The organism is Paraburkholderia acidicola (assembly GCF_002362315.1).
Lineage (GTDB): Bacteria > Pseudomonadota > Gammaproteobacteria > Burkholderiales > Burkholderiaceae > Paraburkholderia > Paraburkholderia acidicola.
Map to the genome: position 1 here is coordinate 855,835 of NZ_MTZV01000006.1, position 11,579 is coordinate 867,413.

The window sequence follows — 11,579 nt, forward strand, 5'->3', positions numbered from 1 at the left end:
TCGTGCATGTCAGTTGCCTCGCGACGGTCCACCGCCCTGTGCTGCGAAATCCGCACTGCCGCTACCGCCGTTGCCACCGCCACTGCCGCGATCGCCACCAAACGCCCCCGCGATCCGTGAGCCGAACACACCGCGCCGTGCACCGAGCAACGCGACGACACACAACGTCAGCGCGAGCAGCACGGCCATCAACCACGCAAACGGACTGCGCATCAACAGCAGGCCAGGCAACATGCCGCCGCTGCCCTGGTTCGTGGGCTGCGCACTGGGCGACTCGGCCTGCAGGAACAGCGACACATTGTCGTACGAAAGCCCTTCGATGCTATGCGTCACGAGTTCCTTCACCATCGGCGCCATCACCTGCAGATCGACGCCGGGACGGTACTTGATATACACCGACGCCGACGACGGCTTGACCTTGTCCGACAGCGGATCGTTCTCCGGAATCACGACCTGCACATGCGCGACCACCACGCCGTCCACGTCGTCGAGCGTGCGCGCGAGTTCCTGCTGCACACCGTAGATGTAGCGCACGCGCTCCTCCGACGGCGTCGCGACGAGCCCCTGCTGCTGAAAAATCTGCCCGAGGCTTTCCAGCTGCTGATGCGGCAAGCCGTGCGCGCGCAGCACCTTGAGCGCGTCGCCCACTTCGCCGCTATCGACGTCGACCTGCCAGCTCGATCCGCCGTCGCGGGTTTCGACGTTTTCTTTCGACGCATTGATGCCCGCATCCGAGAGCACCGAAATCATCTGGTTCGCGTCGCGCTCTTCGAGCCCGGAATACAACTCCTGGCTACACCCGGCGACGCACGCCAGCAGCACGGCCGCGCCGGTCCATCTGGCCAATCTCGTCATTGCCACTCCCTGCCGGTTCCGGTCGCGGCGAGTGCGGCGAGCGCCGCGTCCCTCCCGGCGCTCACCGCCGCGACTTCTCGCCTAGCCCTTGTCCGGCGATAGCACCGAACGCGAGCAGTTATTGGCTGCCTGCGCCGCCGAAAGCGCGAACTCGCAACCGTTGGCTGTCATCGACAGATCCCAGTTGTATTCCATCATCCGCGCCATATCCATGCCCCAGTCGCCGGTCGGCTTCAACGCCTGATGCCGCATCGACGAAAGCTTCGTGAAGCGTTGGCCGAGATCGTCGAGATAGCCGAACATGTTCGTGAACGACTCGCTCGCGCCGCTCGCCGCACCCACTCCACCGTTCGCCGTACCGCTGAGATTGCCGGCGAGCTGCTGCGCGAATAGCTGCGCGTCGTCGCCGGAGGGCGCGGCAGCCGGTGGTGAACCGGCCCCGACCCACTGAGCGGTGGGCGCCTGCTGTGCCGGCGCATTCGCCAGCACCGCGTTGGCGCCAACCGCCGCCACGGGTGTTCCAGTCATGATTCGTCCTCCCCAAAACCGTTGCGGGATACCGCGATTGAGTGTGGTGCGGCGGCAGGCCGAGCGGAGCCACACGCGCCAGTGCGCGTGAGAACCGCCGCGAGAACACTCAGGAACCCAGACGTCCCGCGGAAGAGTTTGCGCCTGCCTCCGAACTGCTCATGTTGTTCAGCACGCTGATCGTCTGGGCGTGCGACTGACCGACCATACCGATCGACTGCATCTGCATCTGCTGCTGGAACAACTGCTCTTCGAAAGCCTGCATCTGCGCCGTGTTGTCTGGAAGACTTGTCACCGGATTGCTGCCTGCCATGATTCACTCCTTTGATCGGATTGCTGTCATCCAAAAACTGCCGCTCACCGCGGCTGCCTTGCCGCCCCGGCGCGCCACGTTGCCGCGCGCCCGGCCAACACCGTTATGAATGCGGCGCCGCGCCCGTGCCGGGCGGGTTGCCTGCCGCATTCTTCATGTTTGTTGCTGTTGTCTGGTTCGGTGCGTTCGGTGCGGTATCGACTGTCAACGCGCCAACGTTTTGCGCACCGCTCGCCGCGGGGCTGCTTGCCGCGGCTGCGCCACTGCTTGCGGCTGCACTGCCCGCCACCGCACCGCTTGCAGACTCGCCGCTTGCGGCCGCCGCTGACGCCGCTGCCTGAGCCTCGGGCGCAGCCGCTGCCGACGACGCGTTACCAAGCTTCACGATGTACTGCGCCCCATTGCGCTCGAACACCACGCGGTTCGTTTCGATCGACGCGATCATCAGACCGTTCGGCAGCGTCGCGCCTTCGAAAAAATGCCGGCCATCGCGCGTCACGATGTAGCGCGTGCCGCTGTCGTCGCCATACATGCCCGCGATATCCGCCGGCACCGCACCGCCCGTCGACGCGATGAATTCGCCCGCCGCGTTGTCGTCGTAGTTCACGTGATCGACGACCTCGATCGCCGGCTTCGCATCACGCGCGAAATTCTGCACGCGCTGCGCGACCGCACGGCTCGCGACACCGGTCAGCACGATGCGCCCGCGTCCCGCGTACTGCGCATTCACCGCGGTGTCCGACAACGTCTGGCGCGTCGCGCCGAGCAACTGATCCACCACATAGACGGTACCGACCTGCACGTTTGCAAAGCTCGCTGCGATCGTCCCGACGCGAGTCCGTTCATCGGCGTTGCGCAGATAACCCGAGATCACGATCTGCTCGCCTTCGCCTGGCGCGACGGTGAGTTCGGGATAGGCACTCAACGCGGCTTCGACTTCGCGCACGCGTTCGTAACGGCTCTCGTGCGACCACCAGAACTGCCCATGCGTTGCAACCGCGACGTAGCTGCCGGCGGCGAGCGCGAACGCGCTCCATAGCGCGAGCAGCATCAGCAGCAGACGACGCGCACCGAGCGCCGCGAGCCACGCGGGCGCGTGCATCGTCAGCCACGAGTGTTCACGCGCATTGCCACGCGCAGCCAGCGCGCCACCCGCGCCCGCCGCGAGCGGCAGCGCGCCTGCCACGTGCTCGACGCCGAACTTGATCGAGCCCACCGTCATCGTGTCGCCCGGTGCGAGCGCGCGGCGCATCTCCGCCAGCGGCGCGCCGTTCAGCGTCACCGGTGCGCCGCCCAGGTTCTGCACCGACGCCGCGATCGCACCGACCTGCAGGCACAGCTGCCGCGCCGCGATGTCGCGGTCCGGCAAAATCACCTCGCAGTCCGCACCGGTGCCGACCCAGTTCTCGCCGGGTGTCAGCCACAGCGTGCGGCCCGACATCGGGCCGCTCAGGAAGCACAGGCTCCAGCCTGAGCCGTCGTGACTACTGGCTGCCACCCTGACCTCCGGGAGCGCCGGTCGGCGCAATCTGCGTCGCCGGCGCGGGTTGGGTTTGGGATATCGGCGGCGCGATGGGCGTCGTCTGTACGCCGGGTTGCGGTGCGGGTGCGGTCGCTGCGCCGTTCGGCGACTGCGGCGGCGGCGGTGGCACGAGCGGCTGCGCCTGCTTGATCAGCGCGTTGTTATCGGGCGGCCGCACGACACCTTCCATCAACGGCGACGTGAAGTTCTCCGCCGAGCCATCCGACGCATACACGGCCGCCGGCGTCACCACGCGCGGTGTGATCAGGTAGAAGCGCTCCATGTGCGAACCGGTGTTGTTCGTGTACTTGAACAGGTTGCCGATCAGCGGAATGTCGGAGATGAACGGAATACCGCTCTTGTTGAGATTCAGCTGGTCGTCGTTGAAACCGGCGATCAACAGGCTGCGGCCTTCGTCGATCATCGTCTTCGTAACGATGTTGCGCTGCTGGATCACTGGTACGTTCGACACCGTCGAGTTCGTCACCTCGCCGTCCTGGATGTCGAGCGACATCATCACGCGCTGCACGCTGTCGTCGTCGATGATCATCGGCGTTACGCGCACGCTCTGGCCGGTGGTGATGCCGTACAGCGACGCGTCCTGGAAGCCCGCCACCTGCACATAGAACTCCGTCAGGTTCTCCAGCACCGCTTCGCTGTTGTCCATCGTCAGCACTTTCGGCTTCGAATACAGCTTCGCGTTGCCGGCCGTCGCGAGCGCGCTGATGCGCGTGAGCAGATAGTCGCGCAGCGATCCGCCAATCGATGCCGTCAGCGCAATCCCGTTCGGCACGGTGGTGCCCGTTTGCCCCGATTCGGTCGAACCCACCGCGAAGGTCAGCGGCGGATTCGCGCCGTTGCCGAACTGGAAGTCGCCGTGCGGTGTGTGCAGCCGCCAGTCGATGCCGAGTTGATCGAGCGAATTGAGGTTGATGTCCATGATCGTTACGCTGATCTCGACGAGGCGCGGACGCGCATCGAGCTGCTGGATCAGCGGCGCATAGCGCCCCATGTTCTCGGGCAGATCGCGGATCAGCACGGCGTTGATCGACGGATCGGGGACGATCTGCGGCAACTGGGTGCCGCCTCCCCCCGTCGATCCCGAGCCGTTGGCATAGGCACCGAGACCCGGCGTGCTGCCGGTGTAGCCGCCGACGCCAGGGCCACCGCTGATCGACAGGCTGCTGCCCACATCACCCGACAGCGGGATATCGATGCGCGGCACGTTGATCGAGTCGCCGGAGCTGAGCTTCACTTCGCGAGTTGGCCCGCCGAGTCGCAACGCGTTGCTGCCCGGGCCCATCGTCGGTGACTGCTGGCCGTACAGCTGCCGCAGGATCGTCGCGACACCGGGCAACGTCACGTCCTTGCCGGAGCGATTGATCGTGACGTCGGCGGCCCAGTTGTAGCGCAGCGGAAACGCGCGGATCACGGCGCTTTCCGTCGATCCACCACCGTTGGTCACCGAATCGGCCGCCTCGCGCACCATCTCGACATAACGCACCGGGCCCGATACATAGACCGTGTTGTCGCGGTCGCTGATGTTGAGCGCGAAGCGCTTGTCGGGCACCTGCATCGACTGCAGCAACTGCGTGAGACGCGACGCCGAACCCTGCGGAATGCGCAGCATTTGCGTCTGGGTATCCGAAGCTCGTTCGATGTAGAGGAACGAACCGTCGTAGAACCACGTGAGGCCGTAGGTCGTGCATACGCTATTGAGCGTCTGCACCGGCGTGCCGCCGAAACGCCCGCTGATACTGCCGGTCACTTTCGGATCGATGATGGCCGTGGTGCCCTGCGATGCCGCGAGTTCGCGCAGGAAGTCCGGCAACGCGCGACCGTTCGCGACGATTTCGTACGAGCGTCCGCGCCATTGCAATTCCGCGGCGCGTGGCCGCGTTGCATGACCGGACAGGCATAACGCGGCCAGCATCAGCAGCAACTGACGCGAGCGTAGTGCGAGGATCGACTGGATTATTGTTCTCAAGGTCGCATTCCGTGACATGGTTCGATCAAAAGAGACCGGGCGCGATCCCGAACACGCGTTCGAGCGCCTGCCGGCCAAATACCATCAACTGCCTTGCCCCCCAACCCGACAGCACAATCACCGTCACCATCACGACGATCATCCGCACCGACAGGCCGATGCTCGAGTCCTGCACCTGCGTCACCGCCTGCACGATCGCCACCGTCACCGCCGCGATGGTCGCGACCGCCACGACCGGCAGCGACAGCATCAACACCAGCAGCAACGCTTCGCGCGTAATGTCCAGAATCGCTGCGTCGGCCACGTATGTCTCTCCCATGTGAAGCGCCACGGCGCTCCGGTTTCCCCTGGCTCGGCCAGCGGCTCACGCCGGGTTCTTGACCCAGCCGATGGTCTGCAACCGCACGTCTTCCTCGATCTCCTGATACGACAGCACCGGCAGTTCCGGCAGCACGGGCTCGAGGATCGATTTCACATAGAAGCGCACCGCCATCGGCACCAGCACCGCCACGCGCGTACTGCGCTCCCTGCCGCGCAGCGACTCGATCACCGCGCGGGTCTGCTCGCAGACGTTGTCCTTCACATCGCGTGCGAGGCCGAGAAAAACGCCTTGCTGGGTGCGCTGGATCGACGACTGCACGCGGTCCTGCAAGCTCTGCTCGAAGAGAATCGCTTCGAGCGTGCGCAGGCCGCCGCAATAGCGATCGGTAATCATGCGTTTGAGGTCGACACGCACCTGCTCGACGAGCGTGATCGTGTCGTCGGGTTCTTTCGGTGCCCACGTAATCAGGCTTTCGAAAATCACCCGCAGATTACGGATTGGAATGTGTTCGAGCAGCAGCCGACGCAGCACTTCGGTAATGCGCTGCAGCGGCACGATGCGTGTCAGTTCCGCGATCAGCTCGGGATGGTCACGGCGCGCAAGATGCACGAGCGCCTGGGTTTCCTGAATGCCGATCAGCGCTGACGGATTGGCGCGCACGACCGCTTCGAGATGCTGTGCGAGCACCTGTTCGAGGCTCAGATTGCCGACCAGCGCGCGCCCGGTCGCGCCCGACGGCGCCAGCCAGACCGGTTGCGTGAACGGCCCGAACGGCTCGCCGGCTTCGCGTTCGAGCGTGTCGGGCAGCGCCGACACGCCATCCCACAGGAAGCGCCCAGGCCGCAGATAGCCGCGCGACGCCAGCACGTCCTGCAGCAGCACCCGATACGTATGCGCCGACGCCAGCGGATCGAAGCGCAGATTCATGCGCGGAAACACCGGCCCGAGATCGACGTCGACGCGCGCCTTCGCATCGCTCAGCGCCGCCTGCAACTGCACCAGATTCAGATGCGCGCGCAGGTCCTGCGCAAACACGATGGCGAGCAGCGCCGTCATGCCGAGCGGATGCACCTGCGAACCGGACGCGGCGATGCTCGCGTCGGCTTCCGTAGGGGTATCCGCGAGCGTGATCAGATTCAGCGTGGGGATGGTTTTCCGGCGCCGCATCAGCAGGATGCCGCCGCCTATCAGCAGCACCGAGAGCAGCAGGAACGACCACTTCGGAAAACCCGGCACGAACACGAACGCCAGCACGATCGTGCCCGCGATCAGCACCGCGCGCGGATGATTGGTGATCTGCGTGCCGATCTGTTCGCCGAGGTGGCGCTGCTGCGCGTCGCGTGACGCGACTCTCGTCGTCACCACACCGGCCGCGATCGACACCAGCAGCGACGGAATCTGCGAGGCCATGCCGTCGCCGACTGTCAGCACCGCGTAGCGATGCAGCGCCTCCGACACGCTCATACCGTGCATCAGCGTGCCGACCGCAATACCGGCGAGGATATTGATGAACGCGATGATGATCCCAGCGATGGCATCGCCCTTCACGAACTTCATCGCGCCATCCATTGCGCCGTGCAGCTGCGATTCCTGTTCGAGCCATTCGCGGCGGCGCTTCGCTTCATCGGAGGTGATGATGCCGGCCCGCAGATCCGCGTCGATGCTCATCTGCTTGCCTGGCATCGCATCCAGCGAGAACCGCGCGCCCACTTCCGCGACCCGCTCCGAGCCCTTCGCGATGACGATGAACTGCACGATCGCAATCACGAGGAACACCACACCGCCGACGACGAAATTGTTACCGACGATCAGTCGTCCAAAGGTATCAATGACATGACCCGCATTGGCCTGCAGCAGGATCAGCTTGCACGACGCGATGTTCAGCGCGAGGCGCAACAACGTCGTGAAGAGCAGCAACGCAGGGAACGACGAGAACGCAACGGCCGATGGCAGATAGGTCGACACCGTCAGCAGCAGGATCGACAGCGACAGGTTCAGCGAGATCAGCCCGTCGAGCAGCATCGTCGGCAGCGGCAGCACGAACAGCGCGACGATCGCCGCGATGAACAGCGCGAGCAGCAGGTCGTACTGCCGCGTCAGCGCGAACTGCGGCACACGGCTACGCCAGTGCTCGCCGAGGCCGTGCTGCCAGAACCGGTTGACGTTGTCGAAAGGCATGCGATACGTGACCTGCGAAGGTGCAGCGGGACAGCTAGAGGCGCACGCACCTCTAGCCACCCACTGGTTGAAGATCGTGCAACCAGTGTAGATAAACCGCTTCGTAGGGACGCGCACCAGATTCGTGGGATTTCGTCGTTGCACGCGCGATTCTTCGACTCTTCACTACGGAACGCGGTAGTGCCCCGCGCGTGCGCTCGCCGCTACAGTGCAGAGGACGCTCATCACACAAGGAGGACGGGTTGAAAGCGCGCGACGGCGTCGAGCAGACTTTCGTCATGCTGGACTATTGCCCGATCGGCCTCGGCGTCGCCCCGCCAGGACGCGGCGCGACACCGCGCTCGGCAATCGCCGACGAGCTCAGCGACGCACGCACGCCGGCGCAGCGCAGCCTGCTAATTCGCACGCTGCTGGGAGCGATCGGTTTCGACTGGCTGTGCTACTGGCGTCTGAACTGTGTGAGTGACACGATCACGCGTGCGTGGTACGTGCGCGACTACACGGCCCCCGGCTGGCCTGAACGCTATATCGATCAGCGCTATCTGGAGGTGGACCCGCGCATCGCGTTCGCATGCCGCCGCGAATGGCCGCTGATCTGGGATCTGGCGACGCTGTCGGTGACGCAACCGTCGCGCGATGACACCCCACACACAACGCGCTCCGACGAGACCGACACACGCCTTAAAAGCCTGTTGTCGGACGCGCACGAAGCGGGCCTGCGTAGCGGCATTACATTCAGCCTCGCAAGCCCGTCGAGCCCGCAACAAAGCGTGCTGTCGCTGAGCTGCGCAAACCTGTCGCGGCACTGGATCAGTGACCGCATCGTCGGCCAGGCGTACGCGCTCGGGCTTGCGCTGCACGAATACCTGATCGACTACGCGGGGCCGCTCATCGCCCGCGGCGAGCCATCGCCGCACAAGTCGATCTCCAAGATCCAGCGGCACATTCTCGATGCACTCGTGCGCGGGCTCAGCGACCGGCAGATTGCCGAATCGCTGCACATGTCGACACACAACGTCGATTACCATCTGCGCCTGCTGAAGAAGCGCTGCGGCGCGGCGAACCGTGTGCATCTCGCCTATCTGGCAGGTCAGGGTGAACTGCGATGAACGGCCCCTTTCCGGAACGTAGTGCGCTCGCGGCGGACGACACGCTACCGCTGCCGCATCTGTCGGCGCCGGCGGCGCAGGCAGCAAGCCGCGCCTACGCATGGCGCCGCACCTTCGAGTTCGACGCCGGCGGCGCGCGTCGCACGCTGCGTTGGGATTACACCGCGCAGCTCGCGCGAGGCACCCCGCGACGCTACCGCTTCCGCTTCGGTCCCGCGGCCGGCTGGCTGTTGCTGGAAGCGCGTGCCGAGCAGGCGCTGATCGGCGACGCCGCCGACGACACCGTTCCCGATGAAATCCGCTGCGCTCTGCTCGCCGATGCGCTCGCACCGCTCACCGCGACGCTCGAGCAGGCCACCCGGCAATCGATCAGCCTCAGCGTGCCGGAGCACACCCAGGGGCCGGTTGCACGCGATGAAAACGAATCACCCGAAGCCAGCGCGGCCGCGCACACAGACGGCGGCGTCTCGCCGTTGCGTTTCGTGTTCGGCGTGCCGGACGGCTCGTGGCACGCGCATGGCGCGCTGCTGTTCGACGATCCGCGCTATCTCGTGCTGGCCTGTCCGACTACGCCGCCAGCGCCGACGCTCGAACCACACGACTTCGACGACTTACCCGTACCGCTCGCGTTTCGCATCGGCTCGACGCTGCTGACGCAGCGCGAGCTGGCCGCCTTGCAACACGGCGACATCATCGCGATCGAGCAATGGAAATCGGCAGGCGCGGGGCTCGTGTGCCGCGCGGCGACGCCGGGCGCGCGCGGCTTGCAGTTAAACGCGCGCGTGCTCGGCGCAAAGATCACGATCGACGAGATCCAGACGAGAGAGGCCTCCAGCATGAATACGTCTTCCCCACCCGACCCGGCAGCCGATGGCGGCGGTAGCGCCTCCGGCACGGGCGCACCTGGCGTGCTCGATGCGCTCGAAGTGCATGCCTGCTTCGAACTCGAACGGCGCACGCTGACGCTTGCACAGTTGAAGGCGATGCAACCGGGCTTCGTGATCGAACTCGATCAGCCGCTGAACCAGAGCGTGATCCGGATTCTCGCGAACGGCATGCAGGTCGGCACCGGCCACCTGATCGCAGTCGGCAACAAGCTCGGTGTGCGCATCTCGACGCTCGGCGCCGCCGCCGAGCCGCAACCGGAACGCGACGATGGGTAATCTGCCCAATCCCGCCGCGATGGTGGCGGTGATCGCGGCACTCGGCATTGCGCCGTTTGCCGCGTTGATGGTGACGAGCTACACCAAGCTCGTCGTCGTGTTCGGGTTGCTGCGCAGCGCGCTGGGCATCCAGCAGGTGCCGCCCAATATCGTGCTCAACGGCATCGCGCTGATCCTGTCCGTGTACATCATGGCGCCGGTCGGCATGAGCATCATGGACAACCTGAAGACAACCAACTTTACGCTCGGCAACGACATGTCGATGCAGGACATTACGCAGTTGATGGACGCTGCGGCGCCGCCTCTAAAGAACTTCATGATGCAGCACACCCCCGAGCGCGAACGCAACTTCTTCGTGCGCTCGGCAACCACCATGTGGCCGCCGGAGCGCGCCAAAAACCTGCAACAGGACGATCTGATCGTGCTGGTGCCGAGTTTCACGCTGTCCGAACTGATGAAAGCGTTCGAGATCGGCTTCGTGCTGTACCTCGTGTTCCTCGTCGTCGATCTGGTGGTGGCGAACGTGCTGCTCGCGCTCGGCATGCAGATGATCTCGCCGACTGTGATCTCGGTGCCGTTCAAGCTGCTGCTGTTCGTGATGCTCGACGGCTGGTCGGTGCTGGTTCACGGGTTGGTGTTGTCGTACCGGTAGAGGCTGACGATGGCGAATGGGTTTTTTCGCTTTCTGTGTTCTCTTCGCTCATCGCTCACAGGTGTGCGTTGTGCGCCGGTTGTGGCGCTCGTGGTGGATGCGTTTTCGGTGGTTGCAGTGGCTGCGCTCGCGTCGCTGCGCCCCATCGTCGTGCGCGCCGACGAACCGCCGCCATCCGCCAGCTTCACCGCGCTCGCGCGGGTCTGCGCACCGCATGTCGACGTGACGACGCTTGCCGCGCTGGTGCGCGTCGAATCGGGTTTCAATCCGTATGCGATCGGCGTGGTCGGCAACCATCTGCAGTATCAACCGACGAGCTACGCACAAGCCCTTGCAACCGCGCAGACGCTCGTCGCGCGTGGCTACAATTTCAGCGTCGGACTCGGCCAGGTGAATGTGCACAACCTCACGCGCGTCGGCGAAAATCTTTCGACCATTTTCGATCCGTGCCGCAATCTGCGCGCGAGTAGCCAGATCCTGCAGCAATGCTTCGTGCGTGCAAGTGCGCATTCGGGCGACACTCAGGGGGCGTTGCGCGATGCGTTGTCGTGCTACTACAGTGGGAATTTTCTCACCGGCTATCGGCAGGGTTATGTGGCGAAGATTATCGCTGGGGCGTATGCGAACTGGCGCGTCGCTAATGGCTTCGAACGGCGCTCTGACAATCGCACTGACAAAGTGCGTGCTAGCGCTGCGCCGCAGGTGAAGAATGTCTCGGTAAGCACGTCATCTCACTGTGACGCGAACATCACGCAGAGCGTCACGGTGCGCTGTTCGCACGACTCGCATCGCTGGTGCACGCGTTGTATTTCGACGAGTACGGCCGCAGCACGTGATGGACTTGTCGTGACGCGCTGAACGTTGCGTGCGCGTGCCGCATCACGGAAGCACACGGTCCCATACTTTCAGCACAGCACAGCGCGCCGGGCAACCTTGACCCGACGCGCTGC

At 64.9% G+C, this 11,579-nt stretch carries 11 protein-coding genes; 4 read left to right on the forward strand and 7 right to left on the reverse strand.

Features of this window, described 5'->3' with window-relative positions; all coding sequences use genetic code 11:
- Positions 1–9: 9 nt before the first annotated feature.
- The 7 genes from sctJ to sctV all read right to left on the reverse strand — a co-directional run bounded on the left by sctJ (position 10) and on the right by sctV (position 7,705).
- Positions 10–855, reverse strand: coding sequence for a type III secretion system inner membrane ring lipoprotein SctJ (gene sctJ, locus BWP39_RS22680; protein WP_096724283.1), 846 nt, complete (start codon positions 853–855; stop codon positions 10–12).
- Between the two features lie 81 nt (positions 856–936).
- Positions 937–1,383: a hypothetical protein gene (locus BWP39_RS22685; protein WP_096724285.1), complete on the reverse strand. Its 447-nt coding sequence runs from the start codon at positions 1,381–1,383 to the stop codon at positions 937–939.
- A gap of 109 nt (positions 1,384–1,492) precedes the next feature.
- The gene (locus tag BWP39_RS22690) at positions 1,493–1,696 is read right to left on the reverse strand and encodes a hypothetical protein (RefSeq protein WP_096724287.1); all 204 of its coding nucleotides are present in this window, start codon (positions 1,694–1,696) and stop codon (positions 1,493–1,495) included.
- A 103-nt stretch (positions 1,697–1,799) separates the two neighbouring features.
- Entirely contained in the window at positions 1,800–3,194 is a 1,395-nt protein-coding gene (locus tag BWP39_RS22695) for an FHA domain-containing protein (RefSeq protein ID WP_133116914.1), read from the reverse strand.
- A complete protein-coding gene (sctC, locus tag BWP39_RS22700; RefSeq protein ID WP_235851499.1) occupies positions 3,181–5,151 on the reverse strand; it encodes a type III secretion system outer membrane ring subunit SctC in 1,971 nt (656 codons plus the stop codon). Before sctC ends, BWP39_RS22695 begins: the two co-directional genes overlap by 14 nt.
- Positions 5,152–5,230: 79 nt before the next feature.
- The gene (locus tag BWP39_RS22705; RefSeq protein ID WP_235851500.1) at positions 5,231–5,509 is read right to left on the reverse strand and encodes a flagellar biosynthetic protein FliQ; all 279 of its coding nucleotides are present in this window, start codon (positions 5,507–5,509) and stop codon (positions 5,231–5,233) included.
- A gap of 60 nt (positions 5,510–5,569) precedes the next feature.
- The gene (gene sctV / locus BWP39_RS22710; RefSeq protein ID WP_096724295.1) at positions 5,570–7,705 is read right to left on the reverse strand and encodes a type III secretion system export apparatus subunit SctV; all 2,136 of its coding nucleotides are present in this window, start codon (positions 7,703–7,705) and stop codon (positions 5,570–5,572) included.
- A 242-nt stretch (positions 7,706–7,947) separates the two neighbouring features.
- Here sctV and BWP39_RS22715 point away from each other — a divergent pair, with 242 nt between their 5' ends.
- The 4 genes from BWP39_RS22715 to BWP39_RS22730 all read left to right on the forward strand — a co-directional run bounded on the left by BWP39_RS22715 (position 7,948) and on the right by BWP39_RS22730 (position 11,487).
- Entirely contained in the window at positions 7,948–8,814 is an 867-nt protein-coding gene (locus tag BWP39_RS22715) for a helix-turn-helix transcriptional regulator (protein ID WP_096724297.1), read from the forward strand.
- Positions 8,811–9,977, forward strand: coding sequence for a type III secretion system cytoplasmic ring protein SctQ (gene sctQ, locus BWP39_RS22720; RefSeq protein ID WP_096724299.1), 1,167 nt, complete (start codon positions 8,811–8,813; stop codon positions 9,975–9,977). The genes BWP39_RS22715 and sctQ overlap by 4 nt, the downstream gene beginning before the upstream one ends.
- Entirely contained in the window at positions 9,970–10,629 is a 660-nt protein-coding gene (gene sctR, locus BWP39_RS22725; RefSeq protein ID WP_096724301.1) for a type III secretion system export apparatus subunit SctR, read from the forward strand. Before sctQ ends, sctR begins: the two co-directional genes overlap by 8 nt.
- Positions 10,630–10,722: 93 nt before the next feature.
- Positions 10,723–11,487, forward strand: coding sequence for a lytic transglycosylase domain-containing protein (locus tag BWP39_RS22730; RefSeq protein WP_207557049.1), 765 nt, complete (start codon positions 10,723–10,725; stop codon positions 11,485–11,487).
- Positions 11,488–11,579 lie beyond the last annotated feature (92 nt).

What these genes read in the sequence shown, in the direction of transcription:
- sctJ (WP_096724283.1), bottom strand. Translation starts at nt 855, where the DNA reads ATGACGAGATTGGCCAGATGGACCGGCGCGGCCGTGCTGCTGGCGTGC.
- BWP39_RS22685 (WP_096724285.1), bottom strand. Translation starts at nt 1,383, where the DNA reads ATGACTGGAACACCCGTGGCGGCGGTTGGCGCCAACGCGGTGCTGGCG.
- BWP39_RS22690 (WP_096724287.1), bottom strand. Translation starts at nt 1,696, where the DNA reads ATGGCAGGCAGCAATCCGGTGACAAGTCTTCCAGACAACACGGCGCAG.
- sctC (WP_235851499.1), bottom strand. Translation starts at nt 5,151, where the DNA reads ATGCTGGCCGCGTTATGCCTGTCCGGTCATGCAACGCGGCCACGCGCC.
- sctV (WP_096724295.1), bottom strand. Translation starts at nt 7,705, where the DNA reads ATGCCTTTCGACAACGTCAACCGGTTCTGGCAGCACGGCCTCGGCGAG.
- sctQ (WP_096724299.1), top strand. Translation starts at nt 8,811, where the DNA reads ATGAACGGCCCCTTTCCGGAACGTAGTGCGCTCGCGGCGGACGACACG.
- sctR (WP_096724301.1), top strand. Translation starts at nt 9,970, where the DNA reads ATGGGTAATCTGCCCAATCCCGCCGCGATGGTGGCGGTGATCGCGGCA.